Source organism: Paeniglutamicibacter gangotriensis Lz1y, assembly GCF_000348945.1.
GTDB classification, from domain to species: Bacteria; Actinomycetota; Actinomycetes; order Actinomycetales; family Micrococcaceae; genus Paeniglutamicibacter; species Paeniglutamicibacter gangotriensis.
In genome coordinates, this window is the sequence record NZ_AOCK01000001.1 from 629095 (window position 1) to 649155 (window position 20061).

21 protein-coding genes are annotated in these 20061 nt (G+C 63.6%); 15 read left to right on the forward strand and 6 right to left on the reverse strand.

Annotation, left to right across the window (positions count from 1 at the left end; translation table 11 throughout):
• Nucleotides 1-10 precede the first annotated feature (10 nt).
• From ADIAG_RS02895 to ADIAG_RS22595, 13 genes are all read left to right on the forward strand, one after another.
• Complete coding sequence (locus tag ADIAG_RS02895) at nt 11-1132, forward strand: histidinol-phosphate transaminase (RefSeq protein ID WP_007269802.1); 1122 nt, start codon at nt 11-13, stop codon at nt 1130-1132.
• A gap of 124 nt (nt 1133-1256) precedes the next feature.
• Entirely contained in the window at nt 1257-2405 is a 1149-nt protein-coding gene (gene pdhA, locus ADIAG_RS02900) for a pyruvate dehydrogenase (acetyl-transferring) E1 component subunit alpha (RefSeq protein ID WP_007269803.1), read from the forward strand.
• The gene (locus ADIAG_RS02905) at nt 2402-3382 is read left to right on the forward strand and encodes an alpha-ketoacid dehydrogenase subunit beta (RefSeq protein ID WP_007269804.1); all 981 of its coding nucleotides are present in this window, start codon (nt 2402-2404) and stop codon (nt 3380-3382) included. The genes pdhA and ADIAG_RS02905 overlap by 4 nt, the downstream gene beginning before the upstream one ends.
• A gap of 66 nt (nt 3383-3448) precedes the next feature.
• On the forward strand, nt 3449-4876 hold the full coding sequence (locus ADIAG_RS02910; RefSeq protein ID WP_007269805.1) for a dihydrolipoamide acetyltransferase family protein: 1428 nt from the start codon (nt 3449-3451) through the stop codon (nt 4874-4876).
• A gap of 153 nt (nt 4877-5029) precedes the next feature.
• The gene (locus ADIAG_RS02915; RefSeq protein ID WP_007269806.1) at nt 5030-5893 is read left to right on the forward strand and encodes a hypothetical protein; all 864 of its coding nucleotides are present in this window, start codon (nt 5030-5032) and stop codon (nt 5891-5893) included.
• A 42-nt stretch (nt 5894-5935) separates the two neighbouring features.
• Nucleotides 5936-6559 carry a phosphoribosylanthranilate isomerase gene (locus ADIAG_RS02920; protein ID WP_007269807.1) on the forward strand — a complete coding sequence of 208 codons (624 nt, stop codon included), beginning with the start codon at nt 5936-5938 and terminating at the stop codon, nt 6557-6559.
• A gap of 193 nt (nt 6560-6752) precedes the next feature.
• A complete protein-coding gene (locus ADIAG_RS02925; RefSeq protein WP_043473126.1) occupies nt 6753-7646 on the forward strand; it encodes a LysR substrate-binding domain-containing protein in 894 nt (297 codons plus the stop codon).
• Entirely contained in the window at nt 7643-8743 is a 1101-nt protein-coding gene (locus tag ADIAG_RS02930; protein WP_007269809.1) for an enolase C-terminal domain-like protein, read from the forward strand. The genes ADIAG_RS02925 and ADIAG_RS02930 overlap by 4 nt, the downstream gene beginning before the upstream one ends.
• A gap of 26 nt (nt 8744-8769) precedes the next feature.
• Nucleotides 8770-9048 (forward strand): muconolactone Delta-isomerase, encoded by a 279-nt coding sequence (gene catC / locus ADIAG_RS02935; RefSeq protein ID WP_007269810.1) that lies wholly within the window; start codon nt 8770-8772, stop codon nt 9046-9048.
• 357 nt (nt 9049-9405) lie between these two features.
• Nucleotides 9406-10260, forward strand: coding sequence for a catechol 1,2-dioxygenase (gene catA / locus ADIAG_RS02940; protein ID WP_007269811.1), 855 nt, complete (start codon nt 9406-9408; stop codon nt 10258-10260).
• Nucleotides 10261-10421: 161 nt separating this feature from the next.
• Nucleotides 10422-10991, forward strand: coding sequence for a flavin reductase family protein (locus ADIAG_RS02945; protein ID WP_007269812.1), 570 nt, complete (start codon nt 10422-10424; stop codon nt 10989-10991).
• Between the two features lie 19 nt (nt 10992-11010).
• Nucleotides 11011-11235: a benzoate/H(+) symporter BenE family transporter gene (locus tag ADIAG_RS02950; RefSeq protein ID WP_007269813.1), complete on the forward strand. Its 225-nt coding sequence runs from the start codon at nt 11011-11013 to the stop codon at nt 11233-11235.
• On the forward strand, nt 11235-11615 hold the full coding sequence (locus ADIAG_RS22595; RefSeq protein ID WP_161623923.1) for a benzoate/H(+) symporter BenE family transporter: 381 nt from the start codon (nt 11235-11237) through the stop codon (nt 11613-11615). The genes ADIAG_RS02950 and ADIAG_RS22595 overlap by 1 nt, the downstream gene beginning before the upstream one ends.
• Before the next feature lie 9 nt (nt 11616-11624).
• Here ADIAG_RS22595 and ADIAG_RS02955 read toward each other — a convergent pair whose 3' ends face one another.
• From ADIAG_RS02955 to ADIAG_RS02975, 5 genes are all read right to left on the reverse strand, one after another.
• Nucleotides 11625-13262, reverse strand: coding sequence for a dipeptide ABC transporter ATP-binding protein (locus ADIAG_RS02955; RefSeq protein ID WP_007269814.1), 1638 nt, complete (start codon nt 13260-13262; stop codon nt 11625-11627).
• Entirely contained in the window at nt 13259-14119 is an 861-nt protein-coding gene (locus ADIAG_RS02960) for an ABC transporter permease (protein ID WP_007269815.1), read from the reverse strand. Before ADIAG_RS02960 ends, ADIAG_RS02955 begins: the two co-directional genes overlap by 4 nt.
• Complete coding sequence (locus tag ADIAG_RS02965) at nt 14116-15090, reverse strand: ABC transporter permease (RefSeq protein ID WP_007269816.1); 975 nt, start codon at nt 15088-15090, stop codon at nt 14116-14118. Before ADIAG_RS02965 ends, ADIAG_RS02960 begins: the two co-directional genes overlap by 4 nt.
• 19 nt (nt 15091-15109) lie before the next feature.
• Nucleotides 15110-16777 (reverse strand): ABC transporter substrate-binding protein, encoded by a 1668-nt coding sequence (locus tag ADIAG_RS02970; RefSeq protein WP_007269817.1) that lies wholly within the window; start codon nt 16775-16777, stop codon nt 15110-15112.
• A gap of 233 nt (nt 16778-17010) precedes the next feature.
• Complete coding sequence (locus ADIAG_RS02975) at nt 17011-17619, reverse strand: NAD(P)-dependent oxidoreductase (protein ID WP_007269818.1); 609 nt, start codon at nt 17617-17619, stop codon at nt 17011-17013.
• Nucleotides 17620-17732: 113 nt separating this feature from the next.
• On the opposite strand from ADIAG_RS02975, the gene ADIAG_RS02980 reads away from it, so the two are divergent.
• Nucleotides 17733-18113 (forward strand): winged helix-turn-helix transcriptional regulator, encoded by a 381-nt coding sequence (locus ADIAG_RS02980; protein WP_007269819.1) that lies wholly within the window; start codon nt 17733-17735, stop codon nt 18111-18113.
• Between the two features lie 128 nt (nt 18114-18241).
• Complete coding sequence (locus tag ADIAG_RS02985) at nt 18242-19711, forward strand: L-lactate permease (protein ID WP_007269820.1); 1470 nt, start codon at nt 18242-18244, stop codon at nt 19709-19711.
• 14 nt (nt 19712-19725) lie between these two features.
• Here ADIAG_RS02985 and ADIAG_RS02990 read toward each other — a convergent pair whose 3' ends face one another.
• Complete coding sequence (locus ADIAG_RS02990; protein ID WP_007269821.1) at nt 19726-20022, reverse strand: DUF503 domain-containing protein; 297 nt, start codon at nt 20020-20022, stop codon at nt 19726-19728.
• Nucleotides 20023-20061: the final 39 nt, after the last annotated feature.

Genomic DNA, 20061 nt, shown 5'->3' on the forward strand with positions numbered 1-20061 from the left:
GGTATAGGGCATGACCACCGAAAACCCTGTGCCCCTCAAAGCGGTCCAGCCCCGTGCCATTATTGATCGGATGCCCAAGTACGCGGCAGGAAAACCTCCGCGCCAGATCCCGGGCCTGGATGCGTATAAGCTCTCGTCCAACGAGAACCCCCAGCCGCCGATCCCGGAGGTCATGGACGCGATCCGTGCCCAACTCGAGATCAACCGCTACCCGGATCCGCTGTCCACCAAGCTGCGCCTTGCGCTGGCCGAATTCCTGTCGGTTCCTGCAGAGCACATTGTCACGGGTGCAGGTTCCCTGGGCGCACTGACCCAGATCCTTGCGGCATTCGCCGGCCAGAATGACGACGGAGTACAGGACGAAGTGGTCTTTGCCTGGCGTTCCTTCGAGGCCTATCCGATCGTGGTGGAAACCGCAGGCGCACTGCCCGTGCAGGTTCCGCTACTGGCCGATGGTCGTCACGATCTGGACGCGATGGCCGAAGCGGTCAACGAAAACACCTCGGTGATCCTGCTGTGCACCCCGAACAACCCCACGGGGCCGGCGCTGCGCACCAGCGAGGTCGAAGACTTTATCTCCAAGGTTCCCTCGGACGTTCTGATCGTCATCGACGAGGCCTACCAGGAGTTCGTGCGTGACCCGCAGGCTGTCAACGGGATTGATACCTACCGCAAGCACCCGAACGTGATGGTGCTGCGGACCTTCTCCAAGGCACACAGCCTGGCCAACCTGCGTGTGGGGTATTCGGTCGCACACTTGGCTGTCACCAACCACATCCGGGTTGTCGCCACCCCGTTCGCCGTCTCCTCGGTGGCCGAAGATGCTGCCGTGGCGTCGTTGGCCCATTTCGACAAGGTTGTGGAAAGGGTACAAAAAGTCGTTGATGAGCGGACTCGTGTCGTCGCCGCATTGAAGGGGCTCGGCTGGGAAATTCCCGAGACTGAGGGCAACTTCGTGTGGCTGCCGCTGGGTGCCGACACCGCCGGGTTTGCCGAGCTGGCCGCGGAACAAGCATTGTCGGTGCGGGCCTTCGGCCGCGAGGGCATCCGGGTGAGTATCGGAGAGGTCGAGGCCAATACCCGGTTCATTGAGCTTTGTCGGAACTATCCAAAACCCACGACGCTTTCCTAGGGAACGAAAAGTCGTGCTTTGCTCCGACGCCCCGCTAGGCTAGACGAAGACAATCCCGCTATATGCCTTGTGGGGAATGTATTCCCTGCAAGGCATATTTCATGTATGTAAGGACGCCCTCGGTATGACCGACACCGTGCACGAGCCCTTGGAGCAAGCGCTGATACAGCTACTTACCCCCGAAGGGGAACGTCGCTCACACACCGAGTACGACAGCTACATCCAAGACGTTGATGCGGAGATGTTGCGTGGGTTCTACCGCGACATGGCTCTGACTCGCCGCTTTGACAAGGAAGCCACTGCGCTGCAGCGCCAGGGCCAGCTGGCTCTGTGGGTGCCGTTGCGCGGGCAGGAAGCAGCGCAGATCGGTTCGGGCCGGGCCACCCGACCCACCGACTACATCTTCCCCACCTACCGCGAACACGGTGTGGCGCTGACCCGCAACGTCGATTTCCCGCAGATGTTACGGATCTTCCGTGGCATCTCCAATGGCGGCTGGGACCCGAGGGAAAACAACTTCCACATGTACACCATGGTGCTCGCCGCACAGATGCCCCATGCCACCGGATATGCCATGGCCGTGCAACGCGACCAGGCCGGCTGGGACGCCGAACGCCTGGCCAAGGACGGCGAAGCAGTGGTCGCCTACTTCGGCGACGGCTCCTCGACCGAGGGCGAGGTCCACGAATCCATGGTCTTCGCCGCCAGCTTCAACGCCCCGGTGGTCTTCTTCTGCCAGAACAACCAGTGGGCCATCTCGGTTCCGTTCCACGTGCAGTCCAAGGTCCCGCTGGCAGACCGTGCGGCAGGCTATGGCTTCCCCGGGATCCGTGTGGACGGCAACGATGTGCTTGCGGTGCTGGCCGTGACCCGTTGGGCCCTGGACCGGGCGCGCCGCGGCGAAGGCCCGGTGCTGATCGAGGCCGTAACCTATCGCATGAGCGCTCACACCACCGCGGACGATCCCACCAAATACCGTCTGGGTGCCGAAGAGGAATCCTGGGTCGGTCGCGATCCGCTGACCCGGCTGGAAAAGCACCTGAGGGACAACAACCTGGCCGATGAGGCGTTCTTTGAGCGGGTCGTCACCGACGGCAACGAGATGGCCGCCCGGGTCCGCGAAGAAGCCATGGCCTTCCCCGACCCCTCGCTGGCCCAATCATTTGCCAACGTCTACGCCGAGGCCCACCCGCTGATCCAGGAAGAGCTGAAATGGCACCTGGAATACGAAGCAGGATTCGCCGACACCACCGAGGAAGGGGCCACCCGATGAGCACCACCACGATGACCCTGGCCAAGGCCATCAACGCCGGACTCGACAAGGTCCTGGCCGGCAATCCCAAGTCCCTGCTCATCGGCGAGGACATCGGACGCTTGGGCGGGGTCTACCGGATCACCGACGGGCTGATCGACACCTACGGCGCGGACCGCGTGATCGACTCCCCGCTGGGCGAGGCCGGAATTGTGGGCACGAGCATCGGCATGGCCATGCGCGGCTACGCGCCGATCGCCGAGATCCAGTTCGACGGCTTCGTCTTCCCGGCCTTCAACCAGATCACCACCCAGCTGGCCAAGATGCGGGCGCGCTCCGAGGGCCGCTTCGGTGCCCCGGTGGTCATCCGCATCCCCTACGGCGGAGGCATCGGCTCCATCGAGCACCACTCCGAATCCCCGGAGGCGCTCTTTGCCCACACCGCAGGGCTTCGCATCATGGCGCCGTCCAACGCCCATGACGCCTACTGGATGATCCAGCAGGCGGCGGCCTGCCAAGACCCGGTGATCTTCTTCGAGCCCAAGCGCCGCTACTGGCTCAAGGGCGAGGTCGACACCCAGAACCCCGCCGCCGACGCCTTCAAGGCCCAGGTCATCCGCCCCGGTGAGGACGCCACCATCGTCACCTACGGTCCGCTGGTGCCCGTGGCCCTGGCCGCGGCCGAGGCTGCCCTCGAGGACGGCCGCTCGGTGGAGGTCATCGACCTGCGCTCGGTCTCCCCGATCGACTTCGACACCATCACCGAATCGGTGGAAAAGACCGGTCGGCTGATCGTCACCCACGAGGCCCCGACCTTCGGCGGCATCGGCGGGGAGATCGCCGCCCGCGTCTCCGAGCGTGCCTTCCTCTCGCTGGAGGCCCCGGTGATCCGGCTCGGCGGGTTCCACATGCCCTACCCGGTGGCCAAGGTCGAGGAACAGTACCTGCCGGACATCGACAAGGTCCTTGAAGCCCTTGATCGGTCCTTCGCCTACTAATCCCCACCGGCGCCCACCCGCGCCACAGCACCGCAGCTGCCAATTTTCTTACAAGGAGTGAAGACGATGAGCACCTTCAATCTTCCCGATGTCGGCGAAGGCCTCACCGAGGCCGAAATCGTCAGTTGGAAAGTCAAGCCCGGGGACACCGTGGTGGTGAACCAGGTCTTCGTGGAGATCGAAACCGCGAAATCGGTGGTCGAGCTGCCCAGCCCCTACGCCGGGATGGTCACCGAACTACACGCCGCCGAGGGCCAGACCCTGGCCGTAGGTGCCGCACTGTTTTCCGTTGACGAGGTCGGCTCGCAGCCGGAGCCGATGACCAATGTCCCCGACGTGGCCGACATCGCCGAGGCCGACACCCCCGTGGCCAGCGAGGAACCCGGCCCGCTGGTCGGCTCGGGCCCCAAGGCAGATGCCGTCAAACGTCGCGCCCGGATCAACCGCCCGGCGCCGACCAAACCCGCCAAGGCTCCCGCAGCACCCGGAACCCCGGCGATCCCCGCGGCACTGGCCGACACCATTTCTCGCCGCGCCGCCGAAATTGGACAGGCCGGCACCCGACTGACCGCAGCAGCCAAGCCTGCCGTGGCAGCGTTTGTCGACCGCGTGCTGGCCAAGCCACCGGTGCGCAAGGTCGCCAAGGAACTCGGCGTGGACCTCACCGAGGTCACCGGCACCGGGGGACAGGGCGAGATCACCCGGGACGACGTGCTCTCCTACAACGCGCAGCGCGAGGCCGAACGCGATGCTGCCCCGATGTTCTGGTCCGCCAAGGGCGGCCAGCTCGATGACCGGATCATCCGCACCCCGGTCCGCGGCATCCGCAAGGCCACCGCCAAGGCCATGGTCGAGTCGGCCTTCACCGCACCACACGTCTCGATCTTCGTTGACGTGGATGCCTCGCGAACCATGGAATACGTGGCACGGCTCAAGAAGTCCCGTGACTTCGAAGGCATCAAGGTCTCCCCGCTGTTGGTGCTGGCCAAGGCAGTGATCTGGGCCGCGGCACGCAACCCCTCGGTGAACGCCTCCTGGGTGGAGACCGAAAACGGCGCCGAGATCCAGGTCAAGCACTTCATGAACCTGGGCATCGCCGCGGCAACACCGCGCGGGTTGATCGTCCCGAACCTCAAGGACGCGCAGAACCTGTCCATGCGCGAACTGGCCATCGCCCTGAACGATTTGGCCGCCACGGCGCGGGCGGGCAAGACGTCCCCGGCGGAGATGACCGGTGGCACCCTGACGGTCACCAACATCGGTGTGCTGGGCATCGACACCGGTACCCCGATCATCAACCCCGGTGAGGTGGCCATCGTTGCCTTCGGCACCATCCGGCAGAAGCCGTGGGTCGTGGACGGGGCGGTTGTGCCGCGCTGGATCACCACCCTGGGCGGTTCCTTCGACCACCGTGTGGTCGACGGGGATCTGTCGGCACGCTTCATGGCGGACGTCGCCTCGATCATGCAGGAACCGGCGCTGTTGCTGGACTGATCCGCGGTGTGAAACACCAGCCGGTGCCCGACGGGCAGGGGGCGAAGTTGGCCGCATTCTCGTCGGGGCACCCCTTGGCATGGGGTCCTTGGTCGGGCAGAGTGGGTCATGTATCGACGTCCGACTTGGCACTCGCGCTGAAGGAGACCACCGATGAAAACCGATCCGATACTACGGACCCGGCCCATGTCCCGGGCGGCCGCTCGCGTCCTGGCCTCCGCTTCGCTGCTCGGCATGGTGCTGCTGGCAGGGTGCTCCGGGGCTGCCCCCGAGGGACCGCTCGACACCGGAACCGTCGGTCCGCCAATGGACCCGAGCGGGTACAGCTCCAGCACCGCTCCTGCGGGATCCGCATCCGCAAGTACCTCGGAATCGGCACCCGCAGCTTCCTCTGAAACTGCCTCCGAGAAGTCCTCAGCCTCCCCGACGGCGGCGGATGAGATCGACACCGCCGACTGGAAAACCTTCTCCACCCAAGGAATCAGTTTCAAGCACCCGGCGGACTGGACGATTGAGGCCGATCCGTGTGATGACTGCAACTCGAGCGCTGAACCGCACGATGACCGATACACGAAGTGGGACATCAAGAATTCTTCCGGGACGGAGATCGCCGAGTTCCGGGCGGACTCGGCCATAGACACCGATGGCGACACCGGGGTCTATGACCGCACCGTGCTCGAGTCAACTCCGTCGGAGGCGCAACTGCTGGCCCCGGCAGAGGTCGTCTTCGAACACATGGTTGTGGATGACGCGGATGATGACGATGAACAGGAGCAAAGGGTCCTGTTGATGCTCAACGACGCCGCGGCCACCAAGAAACGCGACGAGAAACCGGCATTAAGCTATTTTTCATCGGCCAAGGATCTGAGCAGCCAAATGTTCAGTACTGACGATTTCGTCGATGATCTCGGATTTGATGAGGACCATGTCAGCAAGGAAGATGCAGCCAAGGTCAAGGCCAGCGAGGACTACCGCCGACTTCGGGCCATGATGCTCAGCGTGCGCCTCGGGACGTAGCATGGAAGCAAGACCAACAACCCAGCAACGCGAAAGATCCCCTTGAGCAACGAGCTGTACATCAAAATCTGTGGGCTCAGCACCCCCGAGACCGTAGAAGCGGCGGTGCTGGCGGGAGCCAATGCCGTGGGCTTCGTTTTTGCCCCCGGCAGCCCGCGAACCGTTGCACCAGAGCTCGCAAAAAACCTCATCGCGCGGGTACCGCGAGATGTTGAAACCGTCGGGGTCTTCCGCAACCAGCCACTGGATACGGTCATCGACATGGCCCGCCGCTCGGGTGTGGGGACCGTCCAATTGCATGGCAGCGAACCCCATTCCGATACCCAGGCGCTGCAGAGGGAGGGGTTTGCGACCTTGCGTGCCCTGTCCTTCGATGACTACCGGGCGCTGGGGAAATCGGATCAAGAACTCTGGGCCGCCGAACGGATCCTACTCGATGCCGTCGAGCCGGGCGCCGGTGTCACCTTCGACGCGACGGCATTACTGAATTCGCCCCCGAAGGGTCCCTGGATCCTGGCCGGTGGCCTGAACCCGCAGAACGTCGCGGGCTTGGTCCGCACCTTGCGCCCCTCGGGTGTGGATGTCTCTTCCGGTGTCGAATCCAGCCGTGGGACCAAGGACGTTGGTTTGATCAAGGCGTTCATCGCCGCGGCCCGTTCCGTGTGATCCGGCTGCTGCCCGAACAGGGGCATGGATCCTGATCGAATTGCCTGCGTCACACGTTCTTTTTCGTTGAACGCGATGGACTTATACGCAAAAGCTCTGAATCGCATCAAAACTTGTATTTCCCATAAGTAATCTTTGCGTCCTAATCTGGCAGTGGTGCACACCTGTGTCCCATGACCGGAGGGTGGATGACGTGGAAGTGCGTCAGATGCGTTACTTCATTGCCGTGGCCGAGGAAAAGCACTTCGGACGGGCAGCCCAACGACTACACATGGCCCAGCCTCCGCTGTCGCAACAGATCAAGGCACTTGAGGAACAGTTGGGAACCCAGCTGCTGGTCCGAACCACGCGCAAGGTTGACCTCACCGCAGCAGGTGCACTGCTCTTGACTCGCGCCCGGCTGCTGCTGGCCGAGGTGGAAAAGCTCGAGCAGGATGTCAAGCTTGTGGGACAGGGAGCCAGCGGAGTCTTGCGAGTCGGGTTCTCCGGCACCGCGACCTACCGCCTGATGCCCATGATCGTCCAAGCCGCCCGGGTCCACATGCCTGGCCTGCGGCTGAACGTGCAAGGGGAGATGCTTACTCCCGAAATGGAGATCGCGTTGGAGGAACAGCGCGTGGACGTGGCCGTTTTACGCCCGCCGATCCGTTCAAACCAGTTGAGCCTGAAGTTCCTGGAAAAGGATGAGTTGGTCGTAGCGCTGCCCGAGGACCATGAGATGGCTTCGCGCGGGATCCTGGACCTCGAAGACCTGGCCGAGGAACCTTTCATCTCCTACCCACTGACTTCAGCGGTCAACACGATCTCCACCGAGGCCTGCCGCCAAGCGGGATTCAGCCCGCACATCGTCCAGGAAGCCCAGGAAACTTCGACTCTGCTTTCCTTTGTCTCCGCCGGAATGGGTGTCGCCCTCGTACCCACCGCCCGGCGCATGTTCGGACTCCAGGGCCTGGTCTTCCGCCAGCTGCGCAACGCGCCGGCCGTCGACCTGGCCGTCGCTTGGAAAACCGACAACGAAACGGCCCTGTTGAAAAAATTCTTGGACCTCTTTAAGGCTCCAGCCCCCACGGAAGGAAACCAGGCATGAAGATCCTGCGCATTGAAGCGATCCCCTATTCGATTCCCTACACCCACCCGCTTAAGTTCGCCAGCGGGGAAGTCACCGACGCCGAGCACGTACTGGTGCGCATCCACACCGACGAGGGACTCATCGGCGAAGCCGATGCCCCGCCGCGGCCCTATACCTACGGTGAAACCCAAGACTCGATCGTGAGCATCATCGAGAAAGTCTTTGCGCCACAACTGATCGGGCTTGACCCCTTCGATCGTGGCAAGGTCCACGAGGTGATGGCCCGGACCATCCACAACCAGGTCGCCAAGGGCGCGGTGGACATTGCCCTGTGGGACCTGCTGGGCAAGTCGCTGGCCACCCCGGTGCACAAGCTGCTGGGCGGATACACCGATTCAATGCGCGTCTCGCACATGCTCGGCTTCCGCCCGGCCCAGGAGCTGCTCGACGAAGCGCTGCGATTCGGCGAGGAATATGGCATCACCACCTTCAAGCTCAAGGTCGGGCGCCGCCCGCTGTCCCTGGATATTGAGGCCTGCCACGTATTGCGCGCCGGGCTCGGCGACGATGTAGAGCTCTACCTGGACGCCAACCGCGGTTGGAGCGCCAACGAGGCCATGGAGGTGCTGCGGCGCACCGAGGGCCTGGGGTTGACCGCCTTGGAGGAACCGTGCGACGCGAAGGAGGCCATGAGCCGGCGTCGGCTCGTGGAGAAGTCCCCGATCCCCATCGTAGGCGACGAGTCGGTGCCCACCGCGGGGGATGTCTCGCGCGAACTGCTCTCTGGTGGTTCGAATGCGATCTGCATCAAGACCGCCCGTAGCGGCTTCACCGAGGCCACCGAGATCCTGGGGCTGTGCACCGGACTCGGCGTGGATGTCACGATGGGCAACCAGATCGACACCCAGGTCGGTTCGCTGGCCACCGTCACCTTCGGCGCCGCCCACGAGGCCACCACCCGCAGGGCCGGGGAGCTGTCCAACTTCCTGGACATGGCAGATGATCTGCTGGCCGAACCCATCCGCATCAACGGAGGCCGGATCTCGGTGCGCAACGTCCCAGGCGTGGGCGCAGCCATCGACGAGGACAAGCTCGCCCGTTACCGCTCCAACTAATTTTCCCCCCATTTTCAGGAGAAGACATGATATTTCTTGCCCGTATGGACGTAACGTTTCCGGCCCATCTGACCGCGGCCCAGATTGCCGATTTCCAGGTCGAGGAGAAGGAGTACTCCGGATCGCTGCAGCGCAGCGGCAAAATGGCCGGTATCTGGCGCATCGTCGGTGAATACGCCAACCACTCGATCTTCGACGTTGAATCCAATGACGAACTGCACCAGATCCTCAGTGGTTTCCCGATGTACCCCTACATGAAGATCAAGGTCACGCCACTGGCCAAGCACCCGAACTCGATCAGCTAGCAGGTTCGATGGCGCCAGCGCCACAGCGTACAACGACGTCGGACAGGCCCTCTGGGGCTCGTCCGACGTCGTTGTCATATGGTGCCGGTGCGCGGCCCACCGGCCGGTTTTCTGAAGTTGTCTCTTCTCTCGGATCGGCTGGGTGTCACCTGCCCGGACCCCGTGACGAGGCAAGATAGGCAAAAACCTTCACTGATATGAAAAACCTCTGAATCAAGCCGAAATAAGTATTTCCCTCTTCTCAATAAGAGGCATACATTGAACGCATAGAAAGTCACTGTGACAGCAGTCACCGCACCTTGTGATTCAGCACCAGTGCAACAACACCACTCCAGCAGGAGATAGAAGGAGCACCCCATGACCACCGAAACAACCGCCAGCGCAGCCGCTTCGGGCAACGCCGCCACTGATCGTTTCCGCGCTTCCGGCAAGATCGGAAGCATCGAAGTAGATGTCGAGCGCGTCAACCTGCTGGCCAGCAAGCTGATCAAGGCCGCCAACGACATCGTGCTCGAAGAGCGCGTGAGCTACGACGAATTCAACGCACTGAAGGCCTGGCTGATCAAGGTCGGCGCGGACGGCGAATGGCCGCTGTTCCTCGACGTGTGGCTCGAGCACTCCGTTGAAGACGTTGCCACCGACCACCGCGAGGGCAACAAGGGTTCCATCGAGGGCCCGTACTACATCCCCGAAGCACCGGAGCAGAAGTCCCCGGCCAAGATCGAGATGCGCGACGACGAGAAGGGCACCCCGTTGCTCTTCCAGGGGCAGGTCCGCAGCACCGATGGCTCGCCGCTGTCCAACGCCAAGGTTGAACTGTGGCACGCCGACGAGGAAGGCTTCTACTCGCAGTTCGCGCCGGGCATCCCGGAGTGGAACCTGCGCGGTACCTTCATCGCCGATGAGGATGGCAACTTCCGCATCGACACCATGCAGCCGGCCCCGTACCAGATTCCGACCGACGGTGCCTGCGGCCAGCTGATCGCGGCTGCCGGCTGGCACGCCTGGCGCCCGGCCCACCTACACCTGAAGGTTTCGGCTCCGGGCCACGAGCTGCTCACCGCCCAGCTGTACTTCCCGGGCGACGAGCACAATGATGACGACATCGCGACCGCCGTGAAGCCGGAACTGCTGCTGGACATCCAACAGGCCACCGAAGGCAACGGCGTTCAGACGACCTACGACTTCGTCCTGGACCCCACCGCCAAGTAGTTTTCAGCACCCCTCGTCATGGCGGGGCTCCCGGAGAGGTTTCCGGGGGACCCCGCCATTGTCGTACCACCAAGACTTCGGTTGCAGCATGCTATGAGGCAACCAACGGCAGCACCATTCTCGCACGCTAGGGAATTCCATGTGAAAGTGAAGCATCAGCAATGACCCAGGAAACCAAGTCCAAAACGGTAGACGCTAGTGATCTCGGCAGACCATTTGGCCAATTCGCCTCGGGCGTCACCGTGGTCACAGCCCGTGGAACCGACGGAAGCCCGTATGGGGCAACGGCTACGGCGTTTGCCGCGGTTTCCCAGGATCCACCGTTGGTGCAGGTAACCCTGACGCGCAGTTCAAAGGCCGCCAGGTATTTGAAAGGCGCGGACTTCACCATCAATATCCTTTCGGCCAACCAACTCGAACTTGCCAAGCACTTCGCCGGCGAAACGATCAACCGCGAACCGGAGTGGGCCTTGGAAGACGGCTTTGCTGTGTTGCTGGGAAACGTGGCAACTCTGCGATGCCGGCAGTGGAACGCCTATGACGGCGGTGACCACATCATCGTGGTCGGGGAAGTGCTCTCACTGACGGTGGATGGCTCGGACCCGTTGCTGAGCCACTCGGGGCTTTTCTACCGCATCGGCGAGCAACTTCAGGATAACCGCCAGGAAAACTGGTTCTCCGGCGCCAAGAGCTTTCAGCCCTTAGCCCCAAAACCACAGTGGACTCAATGATTCAGCGCAGCGCAAATGGTTGCCCGGGGTTCTGGGCGACCTGTCGATCAGTGCGATCAGCGCCGGATTCATTGCCGTGGCAGTGTTTTTTGCCGGATCGATGCTGGTCATCATCCAAGCCGCCGAGCGAGCGAGCCTAGACAAAGCCCAGACAGCCTTCTGGGTATGGGCGGTATCGGGAGGCAGCGGCACCGTGGACCTGCTGCTGAGCAGTTCCGCCCGGGCCTCGATCGTGGTGACCTGATGTTGCTGCATACTAACGGCTACGCGCCGAATGACCGGTTGCTGCTGAGCTACAGTTCGATTGCCAGCATGCTCTTTGTCCCGTTCGGCTCGCAAGCAAGCAACCTCCCGGCGTTCACCGAGGGGACTTGTTGCGGCCTTGGCGCGCATGAAAATCCGGCCAAGCGTGATGCTGCTGCCGCCGCGGGCGGGGGCTTTTCCACCTGTTCGGGCTGTTCAGCTCCACCATGGTGGAGCTGTTTGTTGCGGTTCTCGGTGAGCCGATCATTGCGATATCAGCTGTCGCGTTGCTGGGGGGCTGCTCGCGGGAAAAGCTGCGACCAGACAGCCGCCGTCCAGGCTCCTGCGGATCCCGAGGTTTCGGCGGTAGAAGGTTGCTGAATGCCGGGCTTAGTGACCGGCGGCAATCCCGGGTGCCGCGGCAAGCAGCAGGCGCGTATAGGAATGTTGTGGGTCGGTGAACACCGATTCGGTGCGTCCGGATTCAACAACCTGGCCGCCACGCATCACCAGCACCTCATCGCTCATGTGCCGCACCACGGACAAGTCATGGGTGATGAACAGGTAACTCAATCCGAGCCGTTGCTGCAGGTCATCAAGCAGGTCAAGGACCTGGGCCTGGATAGAAACATCCAAGGCGGAGACCGGCTCATCACAAATCAGTACCCGGGGCTGTGGTGCCAACGCTCGGGCGATGGCCAGACGCTGGCGCTGCCCACCGGAGAGAGTTGCAGGGTTCCGGGATATCAGCCCGGTCTCGAGACCCACCAAGCCCAGCAACTCGGTGATCCGCTCGCGGTGCTGGCGCGGGTTGCGGGTGGCACCGAGGCTCAGGGCATCGGCCAGCAAGGCACCGACGGACATCCGCGGGTCAAAGGAAGAGAGCGGGTCCTGGTAGATCGCACCGAGTCCCGGGCGGCGGGTTCGCCTCTGCGCTTCGGGCACCTGACTCCAGGGTTCGCCAAAGAGTTCAACGCTTCCGGAGTCGGGCTCGAGCAATCCCAGGGCCATGCGCGCGGTGGTGGTCTTGCCTGAGCCTGATTCACCGACCATTCCCAAGGTCTCGCCCTCAAACAAGGTGAAGTCCACATTCTGCACAGCGTGGAAGCCCGCTGCTCCGGGGATCTGGAAGCTGCGCGATAACGACCGTGCACGCAACACCGGCTCTGCTGCCGCCGAAACCGTGGGACGGGCCGACACCATCGGCTCGGCGGGCTGTGTCGCGGGAGACAGCGGGGTAAAGCGTGGTTTTCCGGCGGGTACCGCTGCCAGCAGTGCGCGGGTGTAGGGATGCTGTGGGTTGCCGAGGATCTGTTCGGCCGGGCCAGTTTCTACGATGCGTCCGCCCTGCATCACCGCGATGGAATCGGCGACCTTAGCCACAGCGGCCAGATCGTGGCTGATCAGCAGCATGCCGGAGCCTGTTGCCCGCAAGCCGGCGAGCAGCTCCATGACCTGGGCAGCAATCGTGGCATCTAGCGCGGTGGTCGGTTCGTCGGCAATGACCAGGGCAGGGTCCAGCGCAATGGCCGAGGCAATCAGTGCGCGCTGGCGCATGCCGCCGGAGAGCTCGCCCGAGAGTTGTCCTGCACGGCGTACCGGATCATCAAGACCAACCGATGTCAGTAGGTCGATGACCTTGGCGGCACGAGCGCCGGGGGAGAGGCGGGTATGTAATCGCAGCGCATCGTCTATTTCCTTGCCAATCTTGCGCAACGGGTCCAGTGAGGTCAAGGCGTCTTGGAGGATGAATCCGACCTGTTTGCCGCGGAGCTTGCGCCAGCTCCGTTGTGAGAGGTCCTTGACGTCCCGGCCGGCGAGTTCCAAGGTTTCGGCGTGCACCCGGGACCCGGTCCCGGCCAAACCAATCAGCGATCTGGCGCTCACGGATTTCCCGGATCCAGATTCACCCACCAAGGCGAGGCATTCCCCGGGCTCAATGGTGAAGGACACCTGGGAAACCACCTCGGTGGCGTCGAAGGACACCGAGAGGTTCTTGACCCGTAGTACGGGTGGGGAAGGGGTCATCGTTCGCCTCCGGTTTTCAGGGCGCGGGAGAGCACCGTGGACGCGGCGGCGACCAAGACGATGGCCAGTCCCGGGAAGAAGGTCATCCACCAGCCAATTGCTAGGTAGGTGCGCCCGGCCGAGAGCATGGCACCCCATTCTGGGGTAGGTGGTGGGGCGCCTAGGCCGAGGAAGCTCAGCGATGCGGCCCAGACCACTGCCTGGCCCAGCCCTAGGGTGCCGAGCACAGCGATGGGGGCCAGCGCGTTGGGAAGGATGTGCGTGAAAAGGATCTTGGTGCGGGAACGGCCCAGCACCGTGGCGGCCTCCACCATCGCAGAGGTGCGCAGCGCAATGATCTGGGCGCGGATCATCCGGGCGTAGCCCGGCGCAGTGGTGAGCCCGACGGCAACCACCGTGGTGCCCACGCCTGGTCCGGCCAGTGCGATGAAGACCAAGGCCAGCAGCAGCCCCGGTAGTGCAAAGAGTACTTCCAAGATCCGTCCGACCCCGAAGTCCAGCCAGCGTCCGCCGAACCCTGCGATGGTTCCCAGCAGCAGGGCCAGCCCCAAGCCGATGGCGGTGGCCGCGGCGCCGATCAACAGTGAGGGACGGGCGCCGTGGATGATGCGTGAGTAGATGTCCCGCCCGGATTCATCGGTGCCCAGCAGGTGGGCGGTCCCGGGCCCGGAGAATGCGTCGGTGGGGTTGATGGCCAGCGGATCGTAGGGGGCTAACAGTGTGGGGAAGCAAGCGGCAAGGATGAAAAAGGCGAGCACCGCGGCGGCGAGAAATAAGGGGAGCCGGGCCGTGATCTGGGTTCTATGGCGTACCAGCACTGGATCGCCGGGGCTCAGCTCGGGCTTGGGGGCGCTCACGGTGCCACCATCCGGGGATCGGCCAGACGCTCTGCGAGATCGGAGAGCGCCATGATCAGCACGTAGGCGCCGGCCGAGAGCAGGGCCACGCCGGTGACCAGCGGAATGTCACGGGCGGTGACGGCCGAAAGCAGTGAGCGGCCCAACCCGGGGCGGGCAAAGATGGACTCCACGACCACTGCCCCGGAGAGTAGTGAACCAAACGCCCACCCGGATAGCGCGATGCCCGGCAACGCGGCATGGCGCAGGGAATGGCGCAACAGCACCCCGGTTTCCGATTCACCGCGTGCTCGAGCCGAGAGGGCAAAGGAGGAGCGGTGCGCCTCATCGAAGGTGTCGCGCATGACCTGGCCCAGGAATCCTGCCAACGGCAACGCCAGGGTGGCCACGGGTAGCACCAGCCCGGCGGGGGAGTTGGTGCTGACCGGCGGCAACCACCCCAGGGCGGTGGCAAAGAACATGATCAGCACACTGGCCAACCAGAAGTGTGGGACCGCGGCGGAGACGATTTCCAGGCCGGAGCCCAGGGCCATGCCCAGCTTTCCGCTGCGGGTGGAGGCCACCGCTAGGCCCAGCGCCAGTGCCCAGGCCACTAGCAGCGCCAGTACCGCGAGCACCAGGGTGGCGGGGACCAGTTCGCCCAGCACCTCGGAAACCGGGGACTTCAGCGAATATGAGGTGCCCAGATCCCCGGTGGCCAGCCGCCATAGGGAGGTGAGGTATTGGATCACCAGGGGCTCATCGAGCCCGTAGTCGGCGCGGGCCTGGGCCAGAGCCTCGGCCGAGGCTTGTGAGCCGGGACCGCCCATGATGGCCTCGGCCGGATCTCCCGGGATCATCCGGATGCCGAAGAAGATCGCGGTGGCCACGGCCCAGAGGACGAAGATCCCCCCGACGAGCTTGCCCAGCAGCCAGCGGGCGGCGCCCCAGATGCGGGGGCGCCGCCTGTCAGTGTCCGAGGCGATGGTCATGGGCAACAGGCGAGGACGCCTACTTGGCCAACCACGTATCGAAGAACACCGGGGAGGCCACCGCGGTGGTGGCACCGACGTTCAACAGCTCCGAGGAGTAGAGGAAATGGTTCTGCTGGTCATAGAGCGGCAGCAGGTAGTGGCCCTCGAGCACCAGTTTCTGCGCCTGCGCGTACTTTTCCTGGCGTTCGGCGGTGTCCAGGGTGGATCCGGCGGTGTCCAGCAGTGCATCCAAGGCCGGGTCCTTGACCTGGGAGAGGTTGGCGAAGTAGCCCGAGGGAGCCGGGATGGTGGAATCGGAGTGGAAGAGGACGGACAGGACGCTAGGCCCGACCTTGGTGTAGGGCGCGGAGACCAGGTTGTAGTCGTTTTTCGCCAGTTTCCCGTACCAGCTGGAAAGATCCAGTAGGTTGATCTTGATCTCGATACCCGATTCCTTGGCGGTGGCCTGCAACTGCTCAAAGAGGGATTGCTCGGCGGGGACCGACTGGCTGGTGCTGACCGGGAAGGTCAGCGACAGACGGGTACCGTCCTTGACCCGGTAGCCCTGTCCGTCCCGTTCGTCCCAGCCGGCGGCGTCCAACAGCTCTGCGGCCTTGGTCGGGTCATAGTCGAAGAGTGACGGAGCGGAGAAGCCCAGTGGCTCCACGCTGGAGAGCGGGGAATGCGAACGAGGCGCGGTGCCGAAGAAGAGCGAATCGATGCCCGCGTCCACGTTGACCGCGTGGATAAAGGCCTCGCGGACCTTGGAGTCATTGAACGGTGCCTTGGAGGAGTTCAATTCGATGCGGTTTGAGGCCCCGGGGCGCGGTGCGTCGAGATGCTCGATGGCTTGGTTCTTGGCGGCCGCGGCAATCGTGTCTGGCTGGGCGTTGTCAATGATCTGGACTTCGCCGGCCTGCAGGGCCGCGTAGCGGGTGGCAGCCTCGGGGATGAACCGCCAGGTGATGGCGTCCAGGTAGGCGGTGCCCTCATGGTTGGGGTCTGCTACGGGGCGCACGTAGTCCTCGTTGCGGATGAGGTTCACCGCTTCTTGCTTCTTCCAGGATTCGACCTTGAACGGTCCGGTGCCCACCGGTGCCGCGCAATTCTCTTCCTGGCTGCGCTTGAGTGCGGTAGGGGATTCGATGGCGACCCATGGCATGGAGAATGACTCGAGCAGGGAGTTGTCCGGGGTCTTGAGCTTCAGTTCGAGAGTGTTGGTCTCGGTGGCTTTCATGGAATCGATCTTCCCCAGGGCAAGATATCCAGTGGAGGAAGAGGTCTTCGGATCCAAGAGGTGCTCGAAGTTGGCTTTGACGGCAGCGGCGTCCAGCGCGGTCCCGTCGGTGAAGGAGATTCCGTCACGGAGCGTGAGGGTGTGGGTCAGCCCGTCCTCGGAAACGGTGGAGTCCTCGGCGAGCCAGGGGATCAGTTTGCCCTCGGCATCTTTGGTATACAGGGTTTCGAGGAACTGCGAGGCAACCAGGGCCTGCGGGTAGTTGCCGCCCACATGTGGATCCAAGCAGGTTGGCTCGGCATCGCCCGAGGCATAGACCATGGTGCCGCCGATGACCGGGGTTCCTGCGTCCGTACCGGATTCCGGGGCGCTATCGGCCGGGGACGAACAACCAGCGAGCACCAGTGCCGCTGTGAGGACCGTGAGGGCCGGGAACAGGCGACGAGCCAAAGGGCGAACATTTTTCATGAGCTGCTTCCTGCAAAGTCACTAATGGTGGGTAACTGGCGGGACCCTCTCGCGCAACGGCGTGCGGGTACCGCCATCAACCTTAGTCGGCAGGCGTCGGCGGTACAGGGGCGTGTGGGCGAGGTCACGGCTGGGGAGTCATGGTTGTTGTGGGACCGTGACCACTGTGGCAAAAAGGTGCGGGCGGACCCGGTGGCGCCGGGTCCGCCCGCACCCCTGGGTGCGCGTGTGGGTTATGCACTGGCCACGGTGAAGCGGCGGTGCTGATGGCGGGGTTCTTCGATCTCGTCGAGGGCGGCAACAGCGAAGTCTCCGGTGCTCACGCGCTCGCCGGCCGGGGAATCGTTGCCCAATACGATTGTTCCGGTCGGTTCGCCCGGGGCGATCACGGGGGCAGGTGCCAGCATGGTCCAGTCCAGGCCCGAGGCTGAAGTGTAGAAGTCCAGAACCTCACCCATGGTCAGGGCCTCGGCCTTATAGTCCTCGGGGAATCCGGGGGTGTTGACCAAGCGGACACCATCAACCTCGGTCGCGCCTGCGCCACCGACAACGAACACGCGGGCCGGGACCAAGGTCTCGGAGATTTCCTCGTGGGCGTCGATGAACGATTGGTGGGATTCGCCGGTGCGCGAAGGCGGAATCGAGAAGACGACCACGTCGTTGGCGCCGGCCAGTGCGCGGTAGGCGGCGGAGTCGCCAAGCTCGGCGATGCTCACGGTGGTGGCGCCAGGGACATCGCGGCCGCTGCGCGAAACCGCGGTGATCTCATGGCCGCGCTTGGCCGCCTCGGCAACGATCTGGCTGCCGACCATGCCGGTGGCTCCGTAAACTGCAATCTTCATAGAAAAGTTCCTGTTCTTTGGGGAATCCGACGAGCCTATTCTGCCCGGCGCGGTGTCCTAAACCCAATAGTATCTAATTGATATCGAGTACCTCAACGTCATATGGTTACCTCATGGATACCAAGCCGCCGGCCTTCGACGTCATGAGCCCCGAGTGTCCCTCGCGCCTGATCCTCCAGCGCATGGGAGATAAATGGACACCCCTGGTATTCCTGGCCTTGCAGTCCGGCCCCCGGCGTTTCTCCCAAGTGCGGTCGGACATCGGTGGGGTCACTCCCAAGGTGCTCACCCAAACGCTCCGTGCGCTGGAACGTGACGGTTTGTTAACCCGCACCATCTACCCTGAGGTCCCGCCGAGAGTTGAATACGAACTCACCGACGTTGGGGCAACCCTGCTGGGACCCTTCGACGTCATTCGCGACTGGGCCCAAACACATGCCGCGCAGATCCTAGAATCCCGTGACAGCTTTGACGGGCGCACCGAGCACCGATGAGTTTGTGCGCGGTGTGCACCAGGTTTGATGACGCAGCGCAACGGCGGCGAATCGGCGCCCGAGTACTGTCGGAGGTATTCTCAAGCCCAGTAATGGACCCCCCCAATCCGTTAGGATCCTCAAAACACATGCTGGCATTGGTTGCTGCCTCACCCATCGTGGTGGCCATGGCACTGTTCTTTGCCCGGACCAAGGCAACCACCATGGCCACCGCCTCGCTGGCCACCGGTGTACTCGCGGCCCTGTTCTTCTTCCCCACCCCGCTTGGCGACTTGTTGGCCGCGGGTGCGATGTTCGGCCCGACCATCCTCGAGGTGCTGTTGATCCTCTTTGCAGGGGTACTGCTCTCACGTATCACCACCGAAACCGGTGCCATGGACAGGATCTCGGGGTGGCTGCGCCAGAGCGCATCCAACCAGCAAGCCGGGGCGGTGCTGGTGATCTTCGGGCTGGTTCCGTTTGCCGAATCCGTCACGGGATTCGGCATCGGCGTCACCGTCGGCGTCCCGCTATTGCTGCAATTGGGTCACTCGGTGAAGCACTCCGCGGTGTTGAGCCTGCTGGGGCTGGTCGCCGTCCCTTGGGGGGCCCTTGGCCCCGGATCCCTGGTGGCGGCGGATCTGGCTGGCCTGACGCTCTTTGAAGTGGGTGTGCGCTCGGCACTGATGACGCTACCGGTCGTCTTGGGTGCCGGGGTCGTCTCCTGGCTGGTGCTGCGCGACGATTCGCCGAGACCCGGCCGGTTGCTGGCGCATTTGCTGGGTGCAGCGGTATTGCTCAACGCCGGAATCCTAGGGGCCAACCTGCTCATGGGAACCCCGCCGGCAGGCATTGTCGGCTCCCTGCTGGTGTTGGCCGTGCATCTGTTGGCCTTCAGGGTTGGAGGTTCCTTGGTTCCAGCGGGCCGCAAGGTATGGGTGGCGCTGCTGCCTTACGGGGTGCTCACGTTGGGGCTGCTGGCTGCACGTGCGCTGACCTCGGGAATGGACGCCTCGCTGCTCAAGCGCGCCCTGTCCAGCGGCGGGGTCTGGCTGGTTGTCGCATGCCTTGTCGCACAATACTCGTCCGCGTCGCTCGGCGGCAGAAGCGGGCGACTGCGCAGCCGTGCCCTGCTGGCCTATCGAAGCTGGGTTCCGGTGGGTGTGGCCACCGGCGGATTCACCATCTTGGGTGCGCTGCTTGCGGCGACGGGCATGGGCAGGGAACTGGGTGCCGCGCTCGCCGGGATCGGCACAGGCTACCTCGTCCTGGGTCCCGTCCTGAACGGGTTGGCCGGCTTCATCTCTGGTTCCAACACCGCGGCAAACTCCATGCTCGCTGCCACACAGGCACAGGCCGCGTCGGCCATGGGTTCCTCGGTGCTGCAAATCGTGGCGGTTTCCAACGTCACCGCCTCGATGGCCACAATGCTCTCGCCTTCACGGATGCTGCTGGCCTACGAGATGGCGATCATGCCGGTGTCATCGGCCGCGGGAGCTCTGCCGAGGCCGGCGCCGCCGAGCGAGCGTGAGATCACAGCATGGATTGCCCCGCGGCTTGGCGGGCTGTTGTTGATCGTGTGCACGCTGCTGGGGTTTGTGACATGGGTGATCCACTAGGCGCCGGAATTGGCTTATTCGTCTTCGGAGGAATGCAGGCGCCGGCGGGCGCTGAGCAATTCTATGTCCGGGCGCTCGGCCACCAGGCGTTCGAGGCCATCAAGCACCTTGATCACGTGCGCTGCATCCGCCGCGACGACTCCGGCCGACACCCCGGCACGCCGGTGTACATCCAGGTTGCCGGTCTCCGCGACGGAGACCTCGAAACGGCGTCTGATCTCGGCCATGAGGGGACGCACCACGGAGCGCTTCCGCTTGAGCGAATGTACATCCCCGAGCAACAGGTCAAATTCGATCCAACCAAACCACATACCTACATGATGCTCCATGAGCAACGTTTTCCCCGGAAC

Coding starts and splice junctions, on each gene's coding strand:
- ADIAG_RS02910 (WP_007269805.1), top strand. CDS start 3,449: ATGAGCACCTTCAATCTTCCCGATGTCGGCGAAGGCCTCACCGAGGCC.
- ADIAG_RS02990 (WP_007269821.1), bottom strand. CDS start 20,022: ATGTGGTTTGGTTGGATCGAATTTGACCTGTTGCTCGGGGATGTACAT.
- ADIAG_RS02915 (WP_007269806.1), top strand. CDS start 5,030: ATGAAAACCGATCCGATACTACGGACCCGGCCCATGTCCCGGGCGGCC.
- ADIAG_RS02930 (WP_007269809.1), top strand. CDS start 7,643: ATGAAGATCCTGCGCATTGAAGCGATCCCCTATTCGATTCCCTACACC.
- ADIAG_RS02905 (WP_007269804.1), top strand. CDS start 2,402: ATGAGCACCACCACGATGACCCTGGCCAAGGCCATCAACGCCGGACTC.
- ADIAG_RS02980 (WP_007269819.1), top strand. CDS start 17,733: ATGGATACCAAGCCGCCGGCCTTCGACGTCATGAGCCCCGAGTGTCCC.
- ADIAG_RS02985 (WP_007269820.1), top strand. CDS start 18,242: ATGCTGGCATTGGTTGCTGCCTCACCCATCGTGGTGGCCATGGCACTG.
- pdhA (WP_007269803.1), top strand. CDS start 1,257: ATGACCGACACCGTGCACGAGCCCTTGGAGCAAGCGCTGATACAGCTA.
- catA (WP_007269811.1), top strand. CDS start 9,406: ATGACCACCGAAACAACCGCCAGCGCAGCCGCTTCGGGCAACGCCGCC.
- ADIAG_RS02975 (WP_007269818.1), bottom strand. CDS start 17,619: ATGAAGATTGCAGTTTACGGAGCCACCGGCATGGTCGGCAGCCAGATC.
- ADIAG_RS02945 (WP_007269812.1), top strand. CDS start 10,422: ATGACCCAGGAAACCAAGTCCAAAACGGTAGACGCTAGTGATCTCGGC.
- ADIAG_RS02965 (WP_007269816.1), bottom strand. CDS start 15,090: ATGACCATCGCCTCGGACACTGACAGGCGGCGCCCCCGCATCTGGGGC.
- ADIAG_RS02970 (WP_007269817.1), bottom strand. CDS start 16,777: ATGAAAAATGTTCGCCCTTTGGCTCGTCGCCTGTTCCCGGCCCTCACG.
- ADIAG_RS02955 (WP_007269814.1), bottom strand. CDS start 13,262: ATGACCCCTTCCCCACCCGTACTACGGGTCAAGAACCTCTCGGTGTCC.
- ADIAG_RS02895 (WP_007269802.1), top strand. CDS start 11: ATGACCACCGAAAACCCTGTGCCCCTCAAAGCGGTCCAGCCCCGTGCC.
- catC (WP_007269810.1), top strand. CDS start 8,770: ATGATATTTCTTGCCCGTATGGACGTAACGTTTCCGGCCCATCTGACC.
- ADIAG_RS22595 (WP_161623923.1), top strand. CDS start 11,235: ATGTTGCTGCATACTAACGGCTACGCGCCGAATGACCGGTTGCTGCTG.